Origin of the sequence: Citrobacter sp. wls711, from assembly GCF_005281055.1 — a bacterium.
GTDB classification, from domain to species: domain Bacteria; phylum Pseudomonadota; class Gammaproteobacteria; order Enterobacterales; family Enterobacteriaceae; genus Citrobacter; species Citrobacter gillenii.
The window spans coordinates 1-25,427 of the sequence record NZ_SZXC01000056.1; the positions used below are offsets into that span (position 1 = coordinate 1).

The following is a 25,427-nucleotide window of genomic DNA, read 5'->3' on the forward strand; positions in this document are numbered from 1 at the left end:
GGAGGTTCGAATCCTCCCGGATGCACCATCTTCTCCGAAATAACAGCTAAACCGTTGTTTCATGGTCTGCGAGACAGTCGCAAGCACTAGGGAGGATAACGTTGCTTCAGCAACGGCCCGTAGGGTGAACGCCAGTGAGTAATCCCCCCGGATGCACCATCTTCTCCTGGATAACAGCTAATTTTCATCGCATATTTCTACGAAATAATCCCCAGCACCATCTCTCTTTTTCTGAATCAAACTTCTAAAACAATCCTCAATTCGCTGTCAGCGACAAAATCAATCAATTACGATAAAGTAACGTCTGGTCATTCGGCTTGTGAGAAGACGATGTACGAACGTTATGCGGGTTTGATTTTTGATATGGATGGTACCATTCTCGATACCGAGCCAACGCACCGTAAAGCGTGGCATGAGGTGTTAGGGCGTCATGGGCTCCGTTTTGACGAGCAGGCCATGGTCGCACTCAACGGTTCCCCAACGTGGCGTATTGCACAGTCAGTCATTGAACTGAATCATGCCGATCTCGATCCCCATGCGCTGGCGCGTGAAAAAACCGACAGCGTTAAAAGCATGCTGTTGGATAGCGTTCAGCCATTGCCGCTTATTGATGTTGTTAAAGCCTGGCATGGTCGTCGGCCTATGTCGGTCGGTACCGGGAGCGAAAGTGCCATTGCAGAGGCGCTGCTCGCGCATTTAGGGCTACGTCACTATTTTGATGCCGTCGTCGCAGCTGACCACGTACAACGCCATAAACCCGCACCTGACACGTTTTTACTGTGTGCCGAGCGTATGGGCGTTGTCCCGACTCAATGCGTGGTATTTGAAGACGCTGACTTCGGCCTGCAGGCTGCCCGTGCGGCCGGTATGGATGCCGTGGATGTCCGGTTATTGTGAGTGATGGACTGTCACTCCTGTCACTGTTTGCCAGCAGTTTCCTCAGCGCTACGCTGTTACCTGGAAATTCTGAAGTTGTTTTAGTGGCTCTGCTGGTTTCCGGGGTGAGTCATCCCTGGGTCTTAGTCTTAACAGCAACAATGGGTAATAGCCTTGGAGGGTTAACTAACGTTATCCTTGGGCGTTTCTTCCCGTTACGTAAAACGTCACGATGGCAAGAGAAAGCGACGGGGTGGCTGCAGCGCTATGGCGCTGTCACACTATTATTAAGCTGGATGCCGGTTGTGGGGGATTTGCTGTGCCTGCTAGCGGGATGGATGCGCATCTCGTGGGGGCCAGTACTCTTTTTTTTATGCCTTGGCAAAGCGTTGCGTTATGTTGTGGTCGCAGCGGTTACGACGCAGGGCATTATGTGGTGGCACTAATTGTGTTGTGGAAATGCCTGTAGGGTAACCAATACTATGATGCTAATTAAAACGATTTTGACAGGCGGGAGGTCAATTTGATCCCGGACGTATCACAGGCACTGGCCTGGCTGGAAAAAAATCCTCAGGCGTTACAGGGGATTCAACGTGGTCTGGAGCGCGAAACGCTGCGTGTTAATGCTGATGGCTCATTAGCGACGACAGGCCACCCGGATGTGTTAGGCTCCGCGCTGACGCATAAATGGATAACAACGGATTTTGCCGAAGCGCTGCTGGAGTTTATTACTCCTCCGGGCGACGACATCCAGAAAATGCTCACGTTTATGCGTGATCTGCATCGCTATACCGCCAGAAATCTGGGCGACGAGCGTATGTGGCCACTGAGCATGCCTTGCTATATCGCTGAAGGTCAGGATATTGAACTGGCGCAGTACGGTACCTCGAATATTGGTCGTCTGAAAACGCTCTACCGTGAAGGTCTCAAAAACCGTTACGGCGCGCTGATGCAAACGATTTCCGGCGTTCACTATAATTTCTCGCTGCCGATGGCATTCTGGCAGGCGAAATGTGGCGTAACGGACGATGAAGATGCCAAAGAGAAAGTGTCTGCTGGCTACTTCCGCCTGATCCGCAACTATTACCGTTTTGGTTGGGTGATCCCGTACTTGTTTGGCGCATCTCCGGCGATTTGTTCTTCTTTCCTGCAAGGAAAGCCGACAACTCTACCGTTTGAAAAAACCGACTGTGGTATGTATTACCTGCCGTACGCGACATCGCTGCGCCTGAGCGATTTGGGTTATACCAATAAGTCGCAAAGCAATCTCGGTATTACGTTTAACGATTTGCATGAGTATGTAGCAGGATTAAAACGCGCGATTAAAACCCCTTCCGAGGAGTACGCGGCGATCGGTCTGGAGAAGGACGGTAAACGTCTGCAAATTAACAGCAACGTACTGCAGATTGAAAATGAACTGTATGCGCCTATTCGTCCGAAACGGGTAACCCGTAGCGGTGAATCGCCGTCAGATGCGCTGCTACGCGGCGGTATTGAATACATTGAAGTGCGTTCGCTGGATATTAACCCGTTCTCACCGATCGGCGTGGACGAGCAGCAGGTGCGCTTCCTCGATCTGTTTATGGTCTGGTGCGTAATGGCCGATGCGCCGGAAATGAGTAGCGATGAGCTGCTCTGCACGCGTACCAACTGGAATCGTGTGATTCTGGAAGGACGTAAGCCGGGCCTGACGCTAGGCATTGGCTGTGAAACCGCCCAGTTCCCGCTGCCGAAAGTGGGTAAAGATCTGTTCCGTGACCTGAAACGCGTGGCGCAAACGCTGGACAGCATCCATGGAGGAGAGGAGTATCAAAAGGTATGTGACGAGTTGGTCGCCTGCTTTGATAATCCTGAACTGACCTTCTCCGCCCGGATCCTACGGTCTATGATTGATGAAGGCATTGGCGGCACGGGGAAAGCGTTGGGTGAGGCTTACCGAAACCTGTTGCGCGAAGAGCCGTTGGAAATGCTGCAGGAAGCCGAATTTATTGCTGAAACCGAAGCGTCAAAGCGTCGTCAGCAGGAGATCGAAGCGGCTGACACCGAGCCGTTTAGCGTGTGGCTGGAAAAGCACGCTTGATACAAAAGAAAAAGGCCACTCGGGAGTGGCCAAAATTTCATCTCTGAAAACAGGGATGATGATAACAAATGCGCGTCTTTCATATACTCAGACTCGCCCCGGAACAAAGAGTTCAGATTATTTTTAAAAAATTTATCGGAGGTGGCTAAATGCCGTTGTTAGATAGTTTTACTGTCGATCATACCCGGATGGAAGCTCCCGCAGTCCGGGTTGCAAAAACGATGAACACCCCGCATGGCGACGCCATCACCGTGTTTGATCTGCGTTTCTGCATTCCGAACAAAGAAGTGATGCCTGAGAAGGGGATCCATACGCTGGAACACCTGTTTGCCGGGTTTATGCGTAACCACCTCAACGGTAACGGCGTTGAGATTATCGATATTTCGCCAATGGGTTGCCGTACCGGTTTCTACATGAGCCTGATCGGAACGCCGGACGAACAACGCGTAGCTGATGCCTGGAAAGCCGCAATGGCAGACGTGTTGAAAGTGCAGGATCAAAACCAGATCCCAGAGCTGAACGTTTACCAGTGCGGAACGTACCAAATGCATTCGCTGAGCGAAGCGCAGGATATTGCCCGTCATATTCTGGAACACGACGTGCGCGTTAACAGCAACGAAGAGCTGGCGCTGCCGAAAGAAAAATTGCAGGAACTGCATATTTAGTCTGATTTATTACGTTTTCCTGTTATTCGAAAACCCCGGCCTGCAACCGGGGTTTTTTATTATCATTTTTCCTTAGCCATAAAATATACATATAACATTTGTTTGGTGAATATTATTTTGTGTTAATAACTAATAAGTTCGCAACAAATAAAACGTGAGCGAAGAAACAAAAATAAGAGCCAATAAGTAAACCTACCTCGCTGCGATCACATAAAGAAAAAAACATAAACAGTTAACAGAAAAACATAATGGATTAGGCCAGATAAGATGTTTTAAAAATACCCTACAACAGAAATCGGTTTCATTTTGTATTGGCAAAGGGGTTTGTATGTCTACAGGGGACAAGATATCTATTAAGGAAAAGGTGGGGTATAGCCTGGGTGATGCGGCCAGCCACATTGTTTTTGACTCTTCGGTGGCTATTCTTGCGTATTTCTATACCGATATTTATGGTTTACCACCCGCGGTAATGGGGACGATGTTTTTACTGGTCCGCCTGCTGGATGCGATTACCGATCCCATTATGGGGGCGATTGCCGATGCAACCTCCACGCGCTGGGGACGTTTTCGCCCATGGCTACTGGCGATTTGTGTACCCTTTGCCGTCAGCTGTGTGCTGGTTTATTCCATTCCTGATTTTTCGGACAGTGGAAAAGTGGTCTACGCGGTGGCGGCATATATCTTTATGACGCTGATGTATACGGCGATTAATATTCCTTACTGCTCCCTGGGCGCCGCGCTGACGTCCGACCCGCGTGAAAACCTGTCCTTGCAGTCGTGGCGTTTTGCGATTACACCAATCGGTGGTGCGCTGGGAACGGCGTTAATTTTACCGCTGGCAGATTATCTCTATCCTGGTGACAGAGCGACGGGGATTCAGGTTTCAATGGCTATCTTCGGCGTCATTGGTTGTCTGATGTTTATCGTCTGTTTTTTTACCACCAAGGAACGTGTACAGCCGATCAAAGAGGAAAACCTCAATATTGCCCGTGACGTGAAGATTTTGTTCAAGAATGAACAGTGGCGTATTTTATCTGTTTATAACTTTATGATGCTGGTTGCGGTAGTGCTGCGCGGTGGGGCGGTTGTTTACTACGTTAACACGGTGCTGAACAAAGGCGCTGACGTTATTACCCTCTTTATGCTGGGCGGCATGTTTGCTTCTATGCTGGGGTCAATACTTGCGAAACCCTTTGGTACCCGGTTCTGTAAAATCAAACTCTCTTTTTGGGTTAACTTACTCACGGCCGTATTTGGTGTGCTGTGCTTCTTTGTACCGGTTCAGTATTGGATCGTGGTGCTTGCTGTTCATATTATTATCTCCATTATTCAGGGTGGTAATGGTGCGCTGCAGTGGTCGATGATTACCGACGCGAATAATTATGGCGAATGGAAAACGCACCGTCGAATTACCGGAATGAATATCGCGGCAAATATATTTATCATCAAGCTAGGTGTTGCCGTTGGCGGGGCTATTCTGGGCTGGGTGCTGGCCGTATTTGATTATGTCTCAGGTAGTGCTGTGCAGTCCGCGTCTGCCGTACAGGGCGTTACGTTATTATTCACCATTATTCCTGCAATATTTTATATTCTGACGGCATTCTCTATTAAATTCTATGGATTAACAGAAGCAAGAATGAATGGCATTGTCACCGACCTTAAAAACGGTAAGTTTGCGCATTACTGATAATAACCAAAATATTGTAATAGCAGGAGGATGAGATGTTTACGACATCTCATCTGGCATATATCAAACTTTAGGGATGAATAATGAAAGCGAAATATTTAGCGCTGATGATCGGTGCTTGCTTATCTCAAAACCTGTGGGCTGCAAATAATAGTACGATTGAGCAACGTCTTGCTGAGCTGGAGCAGCGTGTTATTCGCGCAGAACAGCGGGCAACTGATGCTGAGTCGCAGGTTCAGTCATTGAAGCAACAGCAGGTCGCGGCGGCCCCAACGGTAAAAGTTGAATCGGCGGAACCCGTTATGCCAGAGGCTAATCCACCGAAACTGACGTTATCCGGATTCAGCGATATTAAATTTTACGGTGACGTGGAGTTTAATATGGATGCCGCCAGTCGTTCCGGTAGCCTGACCTCAATGCGCACCTCCGCCAACAAAGACTGGGCGGCAGGAACCAATGAGCGCTGGGATATCAACGGACGCCTGCTGCTGGGTTTTGATGGCTACCAGCGGCTGAACAACGGTAACTTTGCCGGTTTCTCCGTCCAGCCCCTGGCGGACCTTACCGGCAAAATGAACCTCGATGATGCGGTTTTCTTCTTTGGTCGCGAGAATGACTGGAAAATTAAGGTTGGGCGCTTTGAAGCCTACGATATGTTCCCGCTGAATCAGGATACCTTTGTTGAGTATTCGGGGAATACGGCGAATGACCTCTACAGTGACGGCTACGGCTACATCTATATGATGAAAGAGGGGCGTGGTCGTAGCGACAGTGGCGGTAACTTCCTGCTGAGTAAAACCCTCGATAACTGGTATTTTGAAGTGAACACGCTGCTGGAAAATGGCAGCACGTTATTCTCCGAGAAACAGTATCACGGCATGGAGTTAACCAACGACAAAAACGTGGCCTATGTTCGACCAGTTATCGCCTGGCAAAATGGCCGCTTCTCCACGGCGTTGGCGATGGAAAGTAACGTCGTGAATAATGCCTACGGTTATTACGATAACGGCAAGTGGATCGAGCAGTCGGATCGTACCGGCTATGGGTTTACCATGACCTGGAACGGACAGAAAACCGATCCGGAAGACGGTGCGGTCATTAACCTCAACACGGCGTATCTGGACGCGACCGATGAAACCGACTATACCGCCGGGGTGAATGCGTTATGGCATCGCTTTGAGCTGGGTTACATCTATGCGCATAACAAAATTGATGCGTTCAATGCCAGTAATCTTGATGCCGTGTGTGACGATGACTGCTGGATCACCGATCCAGGTAACTATGATATCCACACCATCCATGCCTCATATTTATTCCCCAACGTGATGGATATGAAAAACTTTAATATCTATCTCGGTGCCTATGCCTCATGGGTTGAGGCCGATCCACATAACGGCGACAGCAGCGAAGATGCGCGTTACGGCGGACGTCTGAGATTCAAATATTACTTCTGATAATCACAAGGCCCATCAACGATGGGCCTTGTTTTATTTCAGTACAGAACAAGGCAATGGACACAGGACTCTCAATTATGCATTTGAATTTTATGGGTAAACCGCTTGACGGGTTTAGCGATTTTGCCACGATTGTTGCGGCACAAGGGGCGGTACTACTTAAAAATGATCATGCGGTGCTGCCCCTGCGCCCTGACAGGCGCTGTTCTTTGGCTGTGGTGGTCAAAGAACGACTAAGAGGTGTAAGTCCTCGACACATCCGGTGAGGGAAGTGTTAGCCGAAGGCAAGGGTGTCTACCGTGAGGAGGATCTTAAGGAAGCCGGAAGCAAAATGCTGGCCTGACGAACAGGAAGCGGTTAAGGCGGCGCAGCGGGGCGAGGTGGCATATATCACCAAAGCCCGATACTCACACAGAACGCTGTGACGTAGAGCCGACAGGTATAAGCAGGAAAGTCGCGCGAATTACCCCGGGAGATCTGCCACTCTGCCATCGTGTTACCAGTCTCGTGAGAGGCCGGGATGGGGCGGCAGAAGACGGGATGAACTGGATAACGAGCTGGAGCGTCTTGGGCACAGCTTCTGCCGCTACGCGGATGACTGCAATATCTACGTGAGCAGCCGGAAAGCGGGTGAACATATACTGAAAGAACTCAGAGCGTTCCTTGACAATAAACAGAAGCTTACGGTAAATGAAAGGAAGAGCGCGGTGGCGCGTCCGTGGGAGCGAAAGTTCCTGGGTTACAGCGTGACATGGCACAAACAGACGAAACTGAAGATAGCGCCGGCGAGCGTGAAAAGGCTGAAGGGCAAGGTCCACAGTCTGACGACGGGAAACCGGAGCCAGTCAGTGAAAGCGACGATCGATGCACTGACATCGGTGCTGTGAGGATGGATAAGCTACTTCAGACTGACGGAAGTCAGGGGGAATACTGGAGGAGCTGGACGGCTGGATCAAACGGAAACTGCGTTGCCTGGTGTGGAGGCAGTTGAAGAAACCGTCGACACGTTCAAAGATGTTACAAAGAGCGAGTCTGAACAAGGATCGCGCGATGATGTCAGCATACAACAGCCACGGAGCATGGTTGAGCTCGGGAGCCAGTCATCTGAATCAGGCGATAAAGACAGCATGGTTCAGGGGGATGGGCTTAATATCACTGGTGGAAAAGCAGCGGCAGTTCCAGCGTTAACATGAACCGCCGTATGTGAAACCGCACGTACGGTGGTGTGAGAGGACGGCGGGAGTGATCCCGCCTCCTACTCGATTATAAACTCTAATTGATTATTAACGTATTAGTGCGCTCCACCGCCGCCGCCCGCGCCGAATGGCGGTTTGGCGAACCACACCAGGCTGAGCAGTAGGATGAATATCCCTGCCGACATCCAGAAGATTTCGTTGGCGGAAATTATCAGCCCCTGGTTGGTAATTTGCTGCGCTAGCCAACCGGAGGCCTGCTGCTGGGTCATCCCAAGATCCTGCAACTGGCTATACATCGCCTGTGCATTAGGGTTGTAGGGGTTTACTGACTCCGTCAACTGCGCGTGATGTAGCGACTCACGGCTAGTCCACATCGTTGTGGTAATCGATGTGCCGATTGAGCCTGCCAGCGTTCGCGTAAAGTTAGACAAGCTTGACGCCGCTGCCAGACGCTCAGGCGGTAAGCCAGACAGTGTGATGGTGGTCAGTGGCATAAAGAAGCAGGCTACGGCGAACCCCTGAATAAATTGCGGCCAGGCCGATGCGCCAAAATCCATACCGGGTTCGAACGTCCACGCGCGCCAGTAGAAACAGACGGCATACATAATAAAACTAAACGTGACCAGCCGACGCATATCCAGCTTGTGGGCGAAACGACCAATAATCGGCGACAGGATCACCGGGATTATCCCCACCGGTGCGGAGGCCAGGCCTGCCCAGGTCGCGGTGTATCCGTAGACCTCCTGCAACAACTGCGGCAGCAGGACGATAGCGCCGAAGTAGAGCATATAGGCCAGGCTGATACACAGGCAGCCGATGGTAAAGTTTCGCGACTTAAACAGCGAGAGATCGACAATCGGGTTATCGTCGGTAAGCTCCCAGACAATCAGGAAGCTGATGGCTACCACGGCGACGACCGTCAGGATAATTATCTCCTGCGAGGCGAACCAGTCCAGCTCTTTACCGCGATCGAGCATAATCTGCAAACTGCCGATACCAACAACCAGCAGCGCCAGACCAATAGCGTCAATGCGTCGCTGTTCGGTACGGGTTTCCCGGCCGCGCAGGGTTTGTAGCGTCATCAACACCACCACCGCCCCGATCGGCACGTTAATGAAGAATATCCAGCCCCAGTGATAGTTGTCGCTGATATAGCCCCCGAGAATCGGGCCACAAATCGGGGCGACAATCACCGTCATCGACCACAGAGCGAGGGCGATAGACCGTTTGGCGGGCGGATAGTTATTCAGTAACAGGCTTTGTGAAAGCGGAATTAATGGACCGGCGACAATCCCCTGAATCACGCGGAAGAAAATCAGCATGGTCAGGCTGTTGGACATCCCACACGCCCAGGACGCAATGACAAAGCCGATGGTGGACCACATGAACAGCTTTACTTCGCCAAAGCGTTTGGCCAGCCAGCCGGTGATCGGAATGGAGATAGCATTCGCCACCCCGAAAGAGGTGATCACCCAGGTCCCCTGGCTCAATGAAGAGCCGAGGTTCCCGGCAATAGTGGGGATCGCCACGTTAGCAATGGTGGAGTCCAGCACCTGCATGAATGTCGCCAGTGACAACGCGATCGTCATAATGACGAGCTGCGCGCCTTCCAGCGGTTTTTGCTGTTGCATCACACGCACCTTTGAATTAGCCCGCGTTGGCCCGCACGATCTCTTCGATCATTTTATTGACCGGAGCAAGGTTGATTTCTCGAGCATTACTTTCTGCAACCGGCGTAGTACGCACCTGGCTTGCCAGAATCTGTCCGTCACGATTTTGGGTATCGACCGTTACCAGCGTAGACAGGCCAATACGCAGTGGATGTTGCGCTAACTGCTGGGCATCCAGTTCAATACGCACGGGCAGACGCTGGACGACTTTGATCCAGTTACCGGTTGCGTTCTGTGCTGGCAGCAGCGAGAAGGCGCTACCGGTCCCCATATCGAGGCCGACAACCTTACCGGTGTATTTCACGTCATCGCCGTAAATATCACTGATCACCGTTGCCGGTTGGCCGATGCGCATATGCGCAAGCTGGGTTTCTTTGAAGTTGGCGTCCACCCACAGGTTGGTGGCAGGGACAACGGCCATCAGCGGTGTGGTTGGGCTAATCTGCGCGCCAGGCTGCACGGCACGACGGGACACGTAGCCGGTCATCGGGCTAACAATTTTGGTACGTTCCAGCGCCAGCCATGCATTACGCACTTCGGTGGCTGCTTGTTGCACGGCGGGCTGGTCTTCAAGCTTACTGCCGAGGATCATCGCCTGGTTGGCATTGTATTGCTGTATTGCGACATCAAGCTGAGCCTGCGCGCTGGCAACGGCATCACGCGCATGTTGCAGTTCTTCGCGACCGATCAGGTTAGCATTTCCCAACGGGACGCGGCGATTAAAGTCGCTTTGTGCCTGCGCCAGGGCGGTTTTCTGCACCTCAATGCTGGCCTGAAGCTGCTTGCTGTTGATCATCAACTGGTGCGTCTGGCGCACGCTGGAGGCCAGCGCCGTTTTGGCTTTTTCAAGCGCCTGCTTAGCGTCCGTCTGGTCGAGGGTCACCAGCACGTCGCCTTGTTTGACATAGTCAGTGTTATCAGCCCAGACTTTCGTCACGCTGCCTGATACCTGCGCCATGATTTGAACCTGGTTCCCTGCCACGTACGCATCGTCTGTCTCTTCGACATGACGCAGTACTAAAAACCAATAAATCCCATATGCCACGGCAATGATAATAAAGAGCAAGGTCAGAAGCAGCAGCATACTTTTACGTTTGCCATTCTTCTTGACCGGTTGCTGCGGGGTTTGAGTCTCCGCATTTGCGCTCATGTTGTTCTCCACGATCTTATTTTTTTTCACATCGGCTGAGCCGACCTGTTTATCAGAAAGGCCAGCAGGGTGACCTGCTGGCCTGTCGGTTTTTCATTTATCAATCTGGATTTTTGAGCGTGTCGGCGCGTTAACGCAGCGCGTCGAGTACCGTGCCATCCTGTTCCATCTGATCAAGACGGGTCAGAAGCTTGCGGGTGATGTGCTCAAGCTGATCTTTTTCTGTGGTGCTAAGAGATGACCAGAGCTGATGCAGACAGTTATGCTGAGGCGGTAATACCTCTTGCAAGAATGCATGGCCTTTCTCGGTCAACTGTAGATGCAGGCAGCGGCGATCGTTATCGCTTTCGCGACGCTCGATCCAGCCACGTTTTTCTAACTCATCCGCGATACGCGTGGCGTTAGTCCGCGACGAACCCAGTGCGCAACTCAGTTCAGAAGGCTGAATACTGTGGTTTTCCTGAGACTCCAGCGTAATCAACGCCATAAACAACGTCTCGTTAATCCCTTGAGCTTTCAGCATTTTATTGCGGTTTTCCAGCAGCTTGCCCTGCATGTGCATGCAAAGACGAGTCAGAAGAACTTCCTGGTAAGGGAATTCTTCGTAGCGGCTGGCGCGAAATTTTAGCATTTGTTCAATGGGCGTAAACGAACTATCCATTTGGGTATAACCTCATTAATTTCAGCCGATATAGTAACGACAGTGACAAATAAAGTAAATGTATTATTTATTTAAAATGATTATTTTTACCTATAAAACAACCCACATTTTCCAGGCTAATCCGTAGCCCAGAGCACTCAGCAATGTCGGAATGATGATGCTGCGGGTCTTAAAATAGCTTGCGCCCAGTACAACAAACCCCACCAACGTTGGCACAAACCGACGAGCGTCGTGCATAACTTCAGGTGCGGTAGACACCACCAGTAGGGCGCAAATTGATGCTATGCCAATGGTGTCGAGTAAAATGCCGGTTGCGCCGCGTTTTGTCGGGCGAACATTTCCCACCCCCAGACGCAGCGGTAAATAACGAAAGCAGTAGTTGACGCCGCCAACCAGCAGGCCAAGCAGCAGAACCTCATAACTCATCAGGCGCCCCCTGCCAGAATGACTGGATAAGCGCCGTCAGACATCCACAAACAATGCCAGCGAGTATGGCGGCAGGAATAGAAAAAAACGTCACGCCCGCCAGTGCTCCGCCGAGTGCCGCGGTCACACACAGCGACTGTTTACGCTGAAATGACGCGAGCAGAAAGCTCATAAACAGCGCCGGGAGCATAAAACCCAGCGCCGCTTCGACCGCCGGAAAATCCTTCAGTAAGCCACTGCCGGAGAATGCGCCAATAATCGTACCGAATACCCAGGAAATCCAAGCACATAGTGCGATCCTCATCATCCAGTTCTCACTCCAGCGACGATTGTCCCGCACCAGCTTCGTCGTTGCGGCGGCAAACACTTCATCAGTGAGGCCAAAGGCCCACACTGCGCTTTTAGGTTTACTGAGTCGTTGGGCGATGCGGCTGCGCAGGGAAGGGCCATACAACACATGGCGTACGTCCATGGCCATCACGGTGAGCGCGGCGACCCATAGCGAACTGCCCGCGGCAAGCATGGTAGTGATGACGAACTGGCTGGCACCGGCATAGATAATGCAGGAGAAAAAGACGCTTTCGACGGGCGTAAAGCCCAGGCGAGTGGCATTGAGACCAAATGCAAAGGCGACCGGAATATAGCTGATGACGATCGGCAGACTGTCTTTGAATCCTTCCGTTAAGGTTGCCGGGCTGGGGTCTGACTGGGGAACAGGGCTTTCCATAGGATTATAGGCTTCATTACCGAAATTTAAATAACCTGGCTCAATGAGTTATAACCTTAGCAGACTGATGAGCTCCTTAACACCCTGAGGAGCTCAATCAGCGGCAAACACGCGCGATACGCTTAATTTACGGCTTCCTGGCGGTGAAAACCTCGCCACCAGACCAGCAGGTTGAGTACGGCAACGGTCGACCCTGCCAGACAAACGCCAGCCCAGCCGGCATGCTGCCAGGCAGAGGCTGAAATCAGTGAACCTGCCGCCCCGCCAATAAAATAACTGGTCATATAGCCGGCGGTCAGTCGGTTACGCGCATCCGGGTGAATGCGGTAAATAACCGTCTGGTTGGTGATATGCACGCCCTGAACGGTGAGATCCAGTACCAGAATGCCAATTATCAGCATCGGTACTGACGTATGACCCAACCAGATTGCCAGCCAGGAGAGCAGCAGTAACAACAGACCTAATGTCGTGGTGAGATGGGATTTGCCCTGATCGGCAAATCCACCTGCAGGACGAGCGCCGAGCGCACCGGCGGCACCGGCCAGGCCAAACAGGCCAATCATGCCTTCTGAATAGTTAAACGGCGGTGCCGCCAGCAAAAATGCCATTGATGTCCAGAGAATACTAAAGTTGGCAAACGTCAGGCAGCCCAGCATCGCCCGGGTACGCAGCAGTTTATCGTGGATAAACAGGCTGAAGACCGAGCCTAACAACTGTGGATAGTTGAGATGGGTTTCTGATTTCATCTTCGGCAGTCCGCGCCATAGCGCGATAGCCATTAGCGCCATCAGCACCGAGGCGACCCAAAATACCGTGCGCCAGCCGCCGAGATTCGCCAGCAGCCCGGCCACGGTACGAGCCAGTAAAATCCCCAACAGCAGACCGCTCATAATGGTGCCGACAACTTTGCCGCGTGTCTCCGGCGTGGCGAGTGTGGCCGCCAGCGGAACCAATATTTGTGCTACGACGGAAAACAACCCGGTCAGTGCCGTGCCGAGGATCAGCATGCCCAACGACTGGCTGCTGGCGGTAATCAACATGCCGCCAGCGGCGAGTAACGTCATGGAAACGATAAGCCCCCGCCGCTCAAACATATCGCCAAGCGGTACCAGAAACAGCAGGCCCGCGGCGTAGCCAAGCTGTGCCGCGGTGACGATAAAGCCTGCAGTACTGGCAGACAATGAGAAGTTACGCGCGATGGTATCGAGCAGCGGCTGGGCGTAATAGTTACTGGCGACGGCGAGACCCGTGGCGATGGACATGAGCAGGATCAGCGATCGGCTAAGTCCCTGAGAGGAATTTGTCATTGTTTTCAGCTGAATAATGGATTTCTGAAACAATCATAACGGAAGTGGATAAATGTTGCTGATTTGTTAGGTGATGGATTGTGCGGTTTCGGGCGAGTGAAGAACTGCGTGCCGGATAAGGCGCATTGCGCCACCATCCGGCATTGGTGTGGTTACTTACTGTGCCTGATGGCGCTACGCTTATCAGGCCTACGAGTGGGTTACTTCTGCGCAGCTAATGCTTCTTTTACCCAGCCGTCGAACTGCTGCTGGTGGGCTTTGATCCAACCGTCAACGTGACCCTGCACATCGGCTTCGGAAGCTTTGCCCTCATGCATCATCGCGTTCTGTGCGTTGATGTCCGCCAGTGGCAGCTTGATGATGGCAAACAGCTTCGCCGCGGCCGGGTTTTTTTCTGCCCATGCCTTGTTGGCAACGATATGCATGGTGTTGACCGGGAAGCCGTAGTTCGCGCCGTTTGGCAGCTTAGTGTCAATGTCTTTTTGCTCACCCGGCAGGGAAGAGAACGGCACCTGTAACCAGACCACGTCTTTGCCCGGCTTCATCACGTCGCTGACCCAGTATGGTGTCCAGGTGTAGTACAGGATCGGTTTGCCTTCTTTGAAGCGCGTGATGGTGTCAGCCATCATCGCCGCGTAGTTGCCATGGCTGACCTCGACCGTTTTTTGCAGATCGAAGGCTTTGTTTTGGTGGTTGATGACCGCTTCGCAACCCCAGCCCGGTGAACAACCCATCATGTCGGCTTTACCATCGCCGTTGGTATCAAAGATTTTGGCGATCTTCGGATCTTTCAACTGGGCGATATTGGTGATTTTGTACTGCTCAGCGGTTTTTTTGTCGATCAGATACCCCTGCGCAGCTCCCGTCACGAATACCCCCTCGCGATAAAACTTTTTGTCTCCGCCCGCCGCGGCGTACATGTCGTCATGCAGCGGCTGCCAGTTCACGGCAGTAAAAGTTGCATCGCCAGAAGCAATAGAGGTGTAGCCGACGTTGTAATCAACTTCGCTCGTTTTGTTGACGGTATAACCCAGCTTTTCCAGCGCGCGGGCGACCAGCTGTGTCTGGAAGGATTCTTCAGAGATTGTGCTCTGGATAGGTTGTACGGTGATGCCTTTGCCCGGCAGGTCGGCAGCGAAAGCGCTGGTGGAGACAAGGGTGGCAAACGCTGTGGCAAAAAGTACGGTATGTCGCATCGTTATTCCTTTAATTATTGGAGGGACGTGTAGGCCCGGTAAGCGCAATGCCACCGGGCAACAGGTGAATTACTTCGTGAAAGGGCGGGTGATAAGCCCAACAGGGCCGGTGGTGTACCAGCGACGGTTACCCCGGCTGCGCGAGTCGCGACCGACGGCCTGCGTCAGGCGGTCCAGAATGATGGCGAGGATCACAATCCCAACCCCGCCAACGGTAGCCAGCCCCATATCGAGACGCCCGATACCGCGCAGTACCATCTGACCCAGCCCGCCGACGGCGATCATCGAGGCGATGACGACCATGGAAAGCGCCAGCATCAGCGTCTGGTTAACCCCCGCCATAATGGTGGGCATCGCCAGCGGTAGCTGGACTTTAAACAGCATCTGACGCGGGCTGGCACCAAAGGAGCGAGAAGCTTCAATCAGATCGGCTGGCACCTGGTTAATACCCAGAATGGTCAGACGCACAATCGGTGGCAGGGCGAAGATAATCGTCACCACGACACCCGGCACGTTACCAATGCCGAATAACATCACAATCGGCACCAGATAGACGAACGCAGGCGTGGTTTGCATGGCATCGAGCAGGGGACGAACGATCTTTGCCGCACGCGGACTGCGCGCCAGCCAGATCCCCATGGGTAAACCAATCAACACGCAGAACAGCAGTGCGGTCAACACCAGTGCCAGGGTAATCATCGCCTGCGACCAGGCGCCAATCGCGCCAATCGCGACCAGTGAAATCAGCGTGGCAACGCCCATTCCGAGGCCGGAAATCTGCCAGGCGATTAACGCGAAAAGAATAATCGCCACCGGCGCAGGCATCCCCAGCAGCAGTTGCTGGAAGCCGTTGAGAATGTAATCTACCGGGACACGAATGCCCTGGAAGACGGGACGAAAATGGGTCACCACCCAGTCGATCCCTTCGGTGACCCAGCTATCGAGCGGGATCAGCGTTTTATGGAACGGATCCATAATATTGAAATGCTCAGGTGCTGGCGCGGGCGCACTGGTCAGCCAATCGGTGCCGCCGTCGGCAGGCGCGCTTGACGCGGTACCCCAGGCATCAGCGGATTGTGCAGCGCTATCGGCTGCTGGTGTCGTGTCCCACGGATTTGTTTGATCAGTCATTGTTTGCCCCCTCGCGATCTAAAGCCTGTAGCAGCATGCGTTTGGAAATAATGCCCACATACTGATGTTCCTCATCGACAACCGGTACCGCGCACGGTGCTTGCCCGACATGAGAAAGCAGCTCGCTCAGCGGCGTTTTCGCCTCTACGGCTAACGGTTCGTCGATCAGTGCGGCTTCAATACCCTGCGCCTGACGTAAGGCGGTTTTTAATGAGTCGATGGAGACCACGCCAACAAACTTGTTTCCGCGTTCAATCACGTAACCAAATTCACGATCTTTATCCTGCAATAATTGCAGTGCCGAACGTGGGCCAATCCCTGGTGTTTTACGAATTAAGCCTTCAGGGCTACGACGGGAAATATCTTTCGCGCTGAATACCTGGCTAATATCAACGCCACGGAAGAAGGTGCGCACATAATCATTGGCCGGATTATTCAGGATTTCATCCGGGGTACCGACCTGCACCACTTCACCATTTTGCATGATGGCGATGCGATCACCAATGCGCATGGCTTCGTCGAGATCGTGGGAAATAAAGACCACGGTTCGCTGATGCTTTGCCTGCAGTTTTACCAACTCATCCTGCATCTCGGTACGAATTAAAGGATCGAGCGCAGAGAAGGCTTCATCCATTAATAAGATGTCAGGGTTAATGGCTAATGCGCGGGCGAGACCGACACGCTGGCGCATACCACCGGAGAGTTCATCGGGGTAACCGTGAGCGTAATTCTCAAGCCCGACCTGGCGGAGCGCATCCAGCGCTTTTTCACGACGTTCATCCGCAGCAATACCGGCTAACTCCATACCGAAGGCCGTATTGTCGAGTACCGTCATGTGCGGCATCAGGGCAAAGGACTGGAATACCATCGCAATCTTTTTTCTGCGCACCTCGCGAAGCTCGGCATCGGATATCCTGGCGATATCCACGCCGTCAATCAGTACCTGCCCGCGGGTGGGTTCAATCAGGCGATTGAGAAGGCGTACCATTGTGGATTTACCCGAACCGGATAATCCCATGATGACAAATATCTCGCCTTCTTCAATGGCCAGACTGGCGTCTTTAACGCCAAGCGATAGCCCTGTTTTTTCCAGAATCTGCTCTTTTGAAAATCCTTTTTCAATATATTTGAACGCTCTCTGGGGATGCTCGCCAAATATCTTATAGAGATTTTTAACTTCTAATTTAATTGCCATGCAATAGAATTATTCCTGTTATTTGTTTATATCGATATAGTACCTGGTGAAAATAGTTATCTTTTTCTACCCTAACATACTGAGAATCTGAGACAACCCTGAATTTGGTTGTGGCATGAATATTGCCGAAGGCCAGATGGCGAGATTTCCCGTGATATAAGGGCTGAGCGTGGATGAAACTTCTTTGATATTTTTTGTAAATGGCAGTAAAAAGTCGCCTGAATTGTTGAAACTCAGGCGAATAATGCGGCTAATATTGAGTGTAGATCACACAATGATATTTGTGTGATAAAAATGTGATCCCGTTAAAATATTAACGCGAAAAGTGTAGGGTATTTTCCGCGAAAATGAGATCTAGAAATTCCAGTCGTCGTCTTCAGTTTCGACGGCTTTCCCCATCACGTATGACGAGCCTGAACCGGAGAAAAAATCATGGTTTTCATCGGCGTTGGGCGACAGCGCGGCGAGGATTGCCGGATTGACATCCGCCATTTCCGCCGGGAACAGGGCCTCATAACCCAGGTTCATCAAGGCTTTATTGGCGTTGTAACACAGGAACGCTTTCACTTCGTCGGCCCAGGCGGTTTCGGCATACAACACTTCCGTGTAGCGAACTTCGTTATCGTACAAATCCATCAGCAGATCGAGAGCAAAATTCTTCAGTTCCTCACGAGCAGACAGTGAAATATGCTCCAACCCCTTTTGATACTTATAACCAATGTAATAGCCGTGGACCGCTTCATCACGAATAATCAGACGGATGAGATCGGCGGTATTGGTCAGTTTGCCGCGACTGGAGAAATACATCGGCAGCCAGAAGCCAGAATAGAACAGGAATGATTCCAGAAATACGCTGGCAATTTTCTTCTTCAATGGATTATCGCTGGCGTAATGTTGCAAAATAATTTGTGCTTTGCGCTGTAGTGGGGCATTTTCTTCACTCCAGGCGTAGGCCGCATCCACATCTTTGGTCTGGCAAAGCGTAGAGAAAATAGAGCTGTATGAACGGGCGTGCACCGCTTCCATAAAGCTGATATTCGACAGCACCGCCTCTTCATGCGGGGTTAAGGCATCTGCCATCAACGCGGGCGCGCCGGCAATATTCTGAATGGTGTCGAGCAGCGTCAGCCCGGTAAAGACGCGAATGGTGAGCTGCTGCTCGGCGACGCTTAGCGTTTGCCAGGCAGGAATATCATTCGACAACGGGACTTTTTCCGGCAACCAGAAATTACTGGTCAGCCGGTTCCACACCTCCAGATCTTTATCATCCTCAATTTTGTTCCAGTTGATGGCGCTCACGCGGTTTAGCTTCATCCTGCTCTCCTTACAGCGCGCATGACACGCAGCCTTCAATTTCAGTACCTTCCAGCGCCAGCTGGCGCAGTCGGATGTAGTACAGCGTTTTGATGCCTTTTTTCCACGCGTAGATTTGCGCTTTGTTGATATCGCGGGTGGTGGCGGTGTCCGGGAAAAACAGCGTCAGCGACAGCCCCTGATCGACGTGTTTGGTTGCCTCGGCGTAGGTATCGATGATTTTTTGCGGGCCAATCTCGTAGGCATCCTGATACAGCGCCAGATTTTCGTTGGTCATAAACGGGGCAGGGTAATACACACGCCCGGTTTTACCCTCTTTGCGAATCTCCACCTTAGACACAATCGGATGAATACTTGAGGTGGCATGGTTGATGTAGGAGATGGAGCCGGTTGGCGGCACCGCCTGTAAATTCTGGTTATAAATACCGTAGCGCATCACATCCTCACGCAGCTGTGACCACATTTCACGCGTCGGCAGCGTCACGCCGCGGGTGGCAAACAACGCGCGGACTTTCTCGGTTTTTGGCTGCCAGTCGCCGCTTAAATAGCGATCAAAATACTCGCCGCTGGCGTAGCGCGACTGGTTGAATCCGGCAAAGGTCTGGCCACGCTCTTTGGCCAGCAACATGGAGGTATGCAGGGCATGCCAGGTGACGGTGTAGAAATAGAGATTGGTGAAATCCAGCCCCTCCGCTGAACCATAGGCAATACCTTCGCGCGCCAGATAGCCATGCAGGTTCATCTGCCCCAGCCCAATCGCGTGCGAAGCGCTGTTCCCGGCTTCAATCGACGGAACGCTGCGGATGTGACTCATGTCGGAGACGGCGGTTAAGCCGCGAACCGCTGTTTCAACGGTGCGGCCAAAGTCCGGCGAATCCATGGTGTGGGCAATGTTCAGCGAGCCGAGATTGCAGGAGATATCGCGTCCAATCTGCGCGTAGTCGAGGTTTTCATCGTAGGTCGAAGCGCTGTTGACCTGCAAAATTTCCGCGCACAGGTTGCTCATATTGATGCGACCGGCAATGGGGTTGGCGCGGTTCACCGTGTCTTCAAACAGGATGTAGGGGTAGCCGGACTCAAACTGGATTTCCGCCAACCGCTGGAAGAAGTCACGGGCGTTAATGTACCGCTTGCGCACGCGTGCGTCGGCGAGTAACTCGTCATAGCGTTCGCTGACGGCGATGTCGCTAAACGGTTTCCCGTAAATACGCTCCACGTCATAGGGGGAGAACAGCGCCATCTGCGCATTCTCTTTTGCCAGACGGAAGGTAACATCCGGGATCACCACGCCGAGTGACAGCGTTTTAATGCGAATTTTTTCATCGGCGTTTTCGCGCTTGGTATCGAGAAAGCGCAGAATATCCGGATGGTGCGCGTGCAGATACACCGCGCCCGCGCCCTGTCGCGCGCCCAGTTGGTTGGCATACGAAAACGCATCTTCCAGCATCTTCATCACCGGGATCACCCCGGAAGACTGGTTTTCAATACGCTTAATCGGTGCCCCGGCTTCGCGCAGGCTGGAGAGCAGAAACGCCACGCCGCCACCGCGTTTGGAAAGCTGAAGCGCCGAATTTACCGCCCGACCAATGGACTCCATATTGTCTTCAATACGTAACAGGAAGCAGGAGACCAGCTCGCCGCGCTGGGCTTTGCCGCAATTAAGGAAGGTTGGCGTGGCGGGCTGAAAACGCCCGGCGAGCATATCGTCGGTGAGTCGCAGGGCGAGCGTCTCATCACCCTGTGCCAGCGTCAGCGCCACCATCGTCACGCGATCGGCAAAATCCTCGAGGTAGCGTTTACCGTCAAAGGTTTTCAGCGTATAGCTGGTGTAATACTTCCATGCGCCGAGAAAGGTCTGGAAGCGAAACCCGCTGGCGTGAGCGTGGGCAAACAGCTTCACCACGAAAGCGCGATCATAACGGGTCAAAACGCTTTCGTCGTAATAACCTTCGCTTACCAGCGTATCCAGACGCGCGTCCTGGCTGGCAAACACCACCGAGTTGGGCTGCACGTGATTTGTCATAAACGCGTCCACCGCCTGATGGTCTTTCTCAAACTGAATACGCCCGGCGTTATCGTACAGATTCAGCATGGCGTTAAGTGCGTGATAATCCAGCGTGGGCTGAACTACGCGTTCTGCGGTTGTTGTTGCCAAAATTCGCTCACTCCTTTTCGCACGTTGTCGATGTCGCCTGGCGTCCCCATCAGCTCAAAGCGATAGAGCCACGGCACGGCGCATTTTTGTGAAATTACGTCACCCGCGCGGCCGTAGGCGTCGCCGAAATTGCGATTGCCGGCGGCGATGACGCCGCGAATTAACGCCCGATTATGGGGATCGTTTAAAAAGCGGATCACCTGTCGCGGGACCGCGCCTGCCGTACCGCCGCCGCCGTAAGACGGCACGACTAAAATGTAAGGTTCGTCTACCTGGATCCGCTCGCGTTCGTTAATCGGAATTCGCACGGCGGGCAGCCCCAGACGTTGCATAAAGCGATGGGTATTTTCAGAGCTGCTGGAGAAGTAGACGAGGGTGCTCATGTGTTGGCCACGTGGGGCTGCGGACGCAGACGATTGATCATGTCCGGGCGAAATCCTGACCAGCGGGTTTCTCCTGCTACCACCACCGGTAATTGGCGAAACCCCTGCTCGCGCAGGGTTTCTGCCAGCTCGGGGGCCAGATCGACATTGATCATCTCGACGTCAAGCCCACGGCTTTCCATCGCCCGTTTCGTGGCGTGGCACTGAATACAGTTATTGCGAGTGTAAATAATAATACGCATGATTCGTATTTCCATTTATGGGTGTAAAAGCGGCGCGATAATGGCGTCGGGTTGTGTGTGTCGTGATGTAATCAATACTAGATGTAGTTTATAAAAGATTCAACCATACAAGATATGGGATTTTAGAGTGATGAGGGGCCGGGAGATGAGTGTGGCGGAGGGCGGGGTATGTAGCATTACGTGTTGCCGGATAAGGTGTTTCCGCCGCCATCCGGCACCACAGAATTACATGCGCATGCCTACTGCCAGACGGTTAAAGCAGTTCATCAGGCTAATGGCGAACGTCAGATCGCTTATTTCTTTGGCGCTAAAATGGTTCAGCAGCGGCATATAAACGTCGTCTTCGGCGTGCGTCGAGGCGATGTGGGTAACGGATTCGGCCCATGCCAGCGCTGCGCGTTCCTGATCACTGAAATGGTGGCTGACGCGCCATCCTGCCAGCGCATCCAGTTTGGCCTGCTCTACGCCAGACTTACGCAGGGCTTTACTGTGCATTTCCAGACAAAACGCGCAGCCGTTGATTTGCGAGACCCGCAGGTAAATCAACTCCGTCAGTGTAGGCTCCAGCGCGCAGTTTTCCAGCGCTTTGCTGGCCTGAACCAGAGCGTTATAGATTTCAGGGCTAAGTTCATAATAGGGCTGGCGTAACATCGTCATGGTATTTCTCCTCGTTTGGATGACCCGCAATGTAGCACTATAATGGTCTGTTAAAGAGAACCATATTTTTATCAAAAAAGCAGACCATAAATGCCACGCTACCAGCAAATCGCCCGTCAGTTAAAAACCGCTATTGAGAAAGGGGAACTTAAGCCTGGCACACGCTTGCCGTCCAGCCGCACCTGGTCCCAGGAACTGGGCGTTTCGCGCTCGACGGTGGAAAACGCCTACGCAGATCTGGTGGCGCAAGGCTGGCTGGAACGACGCGGGCAGGCCGGAACGTTTGTCAGTCAGCAACTGCGACTGGACACTTCGCCCGTCGCACCAACGGTCTTTGCCGGAGAAAACCCTACACCGCAACTTTTTCAGATGGGATTACCGGCGCTCGATCTCTTTCCCCGCGAGGTCTGGGCGCGGGTGATGGGGCGGCGTTTACGCACGCAGACACGTTTCGATCTCGCCTTGGGTGATGTCAGCGGCGAACTGTTGCTACGCCAGGCGATCGTTGATTATCTGCGCATATCCCGCAGTATTGAGTGCCTGCCGGAGCAGATTTTTATTACTTCGGGCTATGCGGCCTCCATGACCTTAATCCTGCGGGCGCTGGCAAATCCCGGCGCAGGAATGTGGGTAGAAGATCCCGGTTTTCCGCTGATCCGCCCCGTTATAACGCAGGAACAGGTTGAACTGCTGCCCGTCCCGGTCGATGGCGAGGGTCTGGATGTGAGCGCCGGGATCCGCGACTACCCGCAGGCGCGTTTTGCCCTCCTCACGCCAGCCCATCAAAGTCCGTTGGGCGTTGCTCTCTCGCTTGACCGTCGACACCAATTGCTGGAGTGGGCCGCCCGTGCGCGGGCATGGATCATTGAAGATGACTACGACAGCGAGTTTCGCTACCACGGAAAACCGCTGCCGCCGCTAAAAAGCCTGGATGCGCCGCAGCGGGTGATTTATGCCGGTACTTTCAGCAAATCATTATTTCCGGCTTTACGTACAGCCTGGCTGGTGGTGCCGGTGACGGAGGTCGCGCGCTTTCGCCGCCAGGCGGCGCTGACGGCTTGTAACGTGCCGCTGTTATGGCAACAAACGCTGGCGGATTTTATTCGTGATGGCCATTTCTGGCGGCACCTGAAAAAAATGCGCCAACACTATGCCCAGCGGCGTCAGTGGATGGAAAGTGCGCTGACGGAATACGGCTTTAGCGTTGTACCTCAGCAAGGCGGAATTCAACTGGTGATATCGGTGAGCGGCGAAGATACGGCGTTGGTGTGCAAAGCGAATCAGGCTGGTCTGGCGGTTCAGGCGTTAAGCCAATGGCGAATAACCTCAACGGGAGAGGGCGGCATATTACTGTCATTTACCAATATCCCGTCGGCGGAAATGGCCCGGCAGGCCGCCCGTCAACTTCGGCTGGCAATAACCTGATCCAGCGCCATGCTTAAGATAGCCGCCTCACTCTCTTCATGCGTTTATGGACTTTTCTGAAAGCGTTGCTAATGCTGAATCAGGTAAGGTAAGCCCGCGGTAAAAGATAACGAGGAAAAATATATGTATTTAAGACCCGATGAGGTGGCGCGCGTACTTGAGAAAGTAGGCTTTACCGTGGATGTAGTGACGCAGAAAGCGTACGGTTATCGACGTGGCGAAAACTATGTGTATGTTAATCGTGAAGCGCGCATGGGACGCACAGCATTAGTGATCCACCCCACGTTAAAAGAACGAAGTTCTTCGTTAGCGGATCCGTCAACGGATATTAAAACCTGCGATCACTATCAGCAATTCCCGCTTTATTTAGCCGGAGAAACCCATGAACATTATGGTATTCCACACGGCTTCAGCTCGCGTATTGCGCTAGAACGTTATTTAAATGGGTTGTTTGGTGACGTGAGTACAAACTAAAGACGCGACTGGCGGGGATGATAGCTGCTGACTTTAAACAGGCGGCGGCAATAATCAAGGAAGTAGCCGTACACCGCACCCATCAACATTGAAACCACGATGTTGGAACTGACGGCCGCCGTGATCTGGTGCCAGTCTGCGCCAACCGTGAGCAGAATGACCACATACACCGGTGACTGGAAGGTCACGTATGCCAGCACATCCGCCAGATTTTTTGCCCATCCCGCCGGTGTGGCTTTACGCGCCGCACGCATAAACAGATCGCGGTACATACCGTAAGGCCAGGCGATCAGAATGTTGACAGGAATCGCCACCAGTCGGGAAGAGAGCGACTGCTCAAAGGTCATTCCGGAAAGGAATACTTCAATCAACATGTTCACGACAGAACAGTAAACAACCATCGCGAACGTGTCTGCTACAGCATGACGCAAGCGTGACTGCGGAGAGAACATGTTAATGCTCCTTGTAAGAAGAGGTAAAAAGGTATCGTATACCTTGTTGCTAGTGATTTGTTTTGCTGCTTTCGCGTTTCAATAGGATATCTGCCTGCATAATAACTATCAACTAGCTTAAAATTTTTATTTATTGTCTTTTTGTCGATAAAATGCTCTGCAATGGTCTGTTTTTTGTTCGTTTTGGCATTTTCGTTGTCATGTTGATTAAATGTCTTTCAAATCATTATGTTATATTGATTTGTTTTTCTGGTTTTTTTACGAACTTTTCTAGATGTTTTTGAATATTACGCCGACATATTTATTTTTATTATCGGGTCATTACAAAATTGCATTGCAGGATGCCCCTACGATGGGGTGATAAATATTAAGGTAACGTTTTGATTAATAGCTCGAGATCGACAGGGGCTGGAAATAGAATAATCAATCGAATATAATTTTTGCTGTAATACCATTTTTGCTTTATGCGTTAAAGAGGTTTTATTAATATGAGTTCAATGTTAAAAAACTTAAATAATATCCGCTCGCTGCGTGCAATGGCTCGTGAATTTCCGGTCGATGTACTGGAAGATATACTGGAAAAATTCAGGGTGGTCACCAAAGAACGACGTGACGAGGAAGAACAGTTACAGCGCCAGCGTGCAGAACAGCAGGAAAAAATTAATACGCTGCTGGCGCTGATGAAAGCAGATGGGATTGAGCCAGAAGAGTTGCTAAGCATGACGACGGTGACGTCGCGAGCAGTTAAAAAACGTCAGCCGCGCCCGGCAAAATATCGTTTTACCGATCTCAATGGTGAAGTGAAAACCTGGACTGGACAAGGCCGCACGCCAAAACCTATTGCGCAGGCGCTGGCTGCCGGTAAATCACTCGATGATTTTTTGATCTAATTAGCAAGGCGGTG

The 25,427-nt window shown here is 52.2% G+C and carries 25 protein-coding genes; 10 read left to right on the forward strand and 15 right to left on the reverse strand.

The genetic code is table 11. The annotated features are described in order from the left end of the window. Positions 1–330: 330 nt before the first annotated feature. The 7 genes from yqaB to FDW98_RS23690 all read left to right on the forward strand — a co-directional run bounded on the left by yqaB (position 331) and on the right by FDW98_RS23690 (position 7,649). Positions 331–897, forward strand: a complete 567-nt coding sequence (yqaB, locus tag FDW98_RS16865) for a fructose-1-phosphate/6-phosphogluconate phosphatase (protein ID WP_096755991.1) — start codon at positions 331–333, stop codon at positions 895–897. Next, complete coding sequence (locus FDW98_RS16870) at positions 894–1,322, forward strand: YqaA family protein (protein WP_096755992.1); 429 nt, start codon at positions 894–896, stop codon at positions 1,320–1,322. Before yqaB ends, FDW98_RS16870 begins: the two co-directional genes overlap by 4 nt. A gap of 77 nt (positions 1,323–1,399) precedes the next feature. Continuing rightward, positions 1,400–2,956, forward strand: a complete 1,557-nt coding sequence (gene gshA, locus FDW98_RS16875) for a glutamate--cysteine ligase (RefSeq protein WP_096755993.1) — start codon at positions 1,400–1,402, stop codon at positions 2,954–2,956. Between the two features lie 149 nt (positions 2,957–3,105). Continuing rightward, on the forward strand, positions 3,106–3,621 hold the full coding sequence (luxS, locus tag FDW98_RS16880; RefSeq protein WP_016154160.1) for an S-ribosylhomocysteine lyase: 516 nt from the start codon (positions 3,106–3,108) through the stop codon (positions 3,619–3,621). Between the two features lie 328 nt (positions 3,622–3,949). After that, positions 3,950–5,308, forward strand: a complete 1,359-nt coding sequence (locus FDW98_RS16885) for a glycoside-pentoside-hexuronide (GPH):cation symporter (protein WP_096755994.1) — start codon at positions 3,950–3,952, stop codon at positions 5,306–5,308. An 83-nt stretch (positions 5,309–5,391) separates the two neighbouring features. Continuing rightward, positions 5,392–6,762, forward strand: coding sequence for a carbohydrate porin (locus tag FDW98_RS16890; protein ID WP_096755995.1), 1,371 nt, complete (start codon positions 5,392–5,394; stop codon positions 6,760–6,762). Between the two features lie 557 nt (positions 6,763–7,319). Next, on the forward strand, positions 7,320–7,649 hold the full coding sequence (locus FDW98_RS23690; RefSeq protein ID WP_232058715.1) for a reverse transcriptase domain-containing protein: 330 nt from the start codon (positions 7,320–7,322) through the stop codon (positions 7,647–7,649). Positions 7,650–8,053: 404 nt separating this feature from the next. Here the strand turns inward: FDW98_RS23690 and emrB are convergent, their stop codons facing one another. From emrB to FDW98_RS16965, 14 genes are all read right to left on the reverse strand, one after another. Next, positions 8,054–9,589, reverse strand: coding sequence for a multidrug efflux MFS transporter permease subunit EmrB (gene emrB, locus FDW98_RS16900; RefSeq protein ID WP_096755996.1), 1,536 nt, complete (start codon positions 9,587–9,589; stop codon positions 8,054–8,056). Positions 9,590–9,605: 16 nt separating this feature from the next. Further along, on the reverse strand, positions 9,606–10,778 hold the full coding sequence (emrA, locus tag FDW98_RS16905; protein WP_096755997.1) for a multidrug efflux MFS transporter periplasmic adaptor subunit EmrA: 1,173 nt from the start codon (positions 10,776–10,778) through the stop codon (positions 9,606–9,608). A gap of 130 nt (positions 10,779–10,908) precedes the next feature. Next, positions 10,909–11,439: a transcriptional repressor MprA gene (mprA, locus tag FDW98_RS16910; RefSeq protein ID WP_096755998.1), complete on the reverse strand. Its 531-nt coding sequence runs from the start codon at positions 11,437–11,439 to the stop codon at positions 10,909–10,911. Between the two features lie 90 nt (positions 11,440–11,529). Further along, on the reverse strand, positions 11,530–11,865 hold the full coding sequence (gene ygaH / locus FDW98_RS16915; protein ID WP_096755999.1) for an L-valine transporter subunit YgaH: 336 nt from the start codon (positions 11,863–11,865) through the stop codon (positions 11,530–11,532). Continuing rightward, complete coding sequence (locus FDW98_RS16920) at positions 11,855–12,592, reverse strand: AzlC family ABC transporter permease (protein WP_096756000.1); 738 nt, start codon at positions 12,590–12,592, stop codon at positions 11,855–11,857. Before FDW98_RS16920 ends, ygaH begins: the two co-directional genes overlap by 11 nt. A 122-nt stretch (positions 12,593–12,714) precedes the next feature. After that, a complete protein-coding gene (locus FDW98_RS16925; protein ID WP_096759341.1) occupies positions 12,715–13,899 on the reverse strand; it encodes an MFS transporter in 1,185 nt (394 codons plus the stop codon). Positions 13,900–14,099: 200 nt separating this feature from the next. Next, on the reverse strand, positions 14,100–15,095 hold the full coding sequence (gene proX / locus FDW98_RS16930) for a glycine betaine/L-proline ABC transporter substrate-binding protein ProX (protein WP_096756001.1): 996 nt from the start codon (positions 15,093–15,095) through the stop codon (positions 14,100–14,102). Positions 15,096–15,164: 69 nt separating this feature from the next. Beyond that, the gene (gene proW, locus FDW98_RS16935; protein WP_096756002.1) at positions 15,165–16,226 is read right to left on the reverse strand and encodes a glycine betaine/L-proline ABC transporter permease ProW; all 1,062 of its coding nucleotides are present in this window, start codon (positions 16,224–16,226) and stop codon (positions 15,165–15,167) included. Next, on the reverse strand, positions 16,219–17,421 hold the full coding sequence (proV, locus tag FDW98_RS16940; protein ID WP_096756003.1) for a glycine betaine/L-proline ABC transporter ATP-binding protein ProV: 1,203 nt from the start codon (positions 17,419–17,421) through the stop codon (positions 16,219–16,221). The genes proW and proV overlap by 8 nt, the downstream gene beginning before the upstream one ends. Positions 17,422–17,775: 354 nt before the next feature. Then, positions 17,776–18,735 carry a class 1b ribonucleoside-diphosphate reductase subunit beta gene (nrdF, locus tag FDW98_RS16945; RefSeq protein WP_096756004.1) on the reverse strand — a complete coding sequence of 320 codons (960 nt, stop codon included), beginning with the start codon at positions 18,733–18,735 and terminating at the stop codon, positions 17,776–17,778. Between the two features lie 10 nt (positions 18,736–18,745). Further along, positions 18,746–20,890, reverse strand: a complete 2,145-nt coding sequence (gene nrdE, locus FDW98_RS16950) for a class 1b ribonucleoside-diphosphate reductase subunit alpha (RefSeq protein ID WP_096756005.1) — start codon at positions 20,888–20,890, stop codon at positions 18,746–18,748. Further along, positions 20,863–21,273, reverse strand: a complete 411-nt coding sequence (nrdI, locus tag FDW98_RS16955) for a class Ib ribonucleoside-diphosphate reductase assembly flavoprotein NrdI (RefSeq protein WP_096756006.1) — start codon at positions 21,271–21,273, stop codon at positions 20,863–20,865. The genes nrdE and nrdI overlap by 28 nt, the downstream gene beginning before the upstream one ends. Then, positions 21,270–21,515, reverse strand: a complete 246-nt coding sequence (nrdH, locus tag FDW98_RS16960) for a glutaredoxin-like protein NrdH (RefSeq protein ID WP_096756007.1) — start codon at positions 21,513–21,515, stop codon at positions 21,270–21,272. Before nrdH ends, nrdI begins: the two co-directional genes overlap by 4 nt. 225 nt (positions 21,516–21,740) lie before the next feature. Beyond that, positions 21,741–22,172, reverse strand: coding sequence for a carboxymuconolactone decarboxylase family protein (locus FDW98_RS16965; RefSeq protein ID WP_096756008.1), 432 nt, complete (start codon positions 22,170–22,172; stop codon positions 21,741–21,743). 90 nt (positions 22,173–22,262) lie between these two features. Here FDW98_RS16965 and FDW98_RS16970 point away from each other — a divergent pair, with 90 nt between their 5' ends. Together FDW98_RS16970 and FDW98_RS16975 are read left to right on the forward strand one after the other, a co-directional pair. After that, positions 22,263–23,597, forward strand: coding sequence for a PLP-dependent aminotransferase family protein (locus tag FDW98_RS16970; RefSeq protein WP_096756009.1), 1,335 nt, complete (start codon positions 22,263–22,265; stop codon positions 23,595–23,597). Between the two features lie 123 nt (positions 23,598–23,720). Next, the gene (locus FDW98_RS16975; protein ID WP_096756010.1) at positions 23,721–24,071 is read left to right on the forward strand and encodes a DUF2002 family protein; all 351 of its coding nucleotides are present in this window, start codon (positions 23,721–23,723) and stop codon (positions 24,069–24,071) included. Here FDW98_RS16975 and alaE read toward each other — a convergent pair. Continuing rightward, positions 24,068–24,523, reverse strand: coding sequence for an L-alanine exporter AlaE (gene alaE / locus FDW98_RS16980; RefSeq protein ID WP_137398892.1), 456 nt, complete (start codon positions 24,521–24,523; stop codon positions 24,068–24,070). The genes FDW98_RS16975 and alaE overlap by 4 nt on opposite strands. Before the next feature lie 488 nt (positions 24,524–25,011). On the opposite strand from alaE, the gene stpA reads away from it, so the two are divergent. Then, positions 25,012–25,413 carry a DNA-binding protein StpA gene (gene stpA / locus FDW98_RS16985; protein ID WP_096756012.1) on the forward strand — a complete coding sequence of 134 codons (402 nt, stop codon included), beginning with the start codon at positions 25,012–25,014 and terminating at the stop codon, positions 25,411–25,413. Positions 25,414–25,427: the final 14 nt, after the last annotated feature.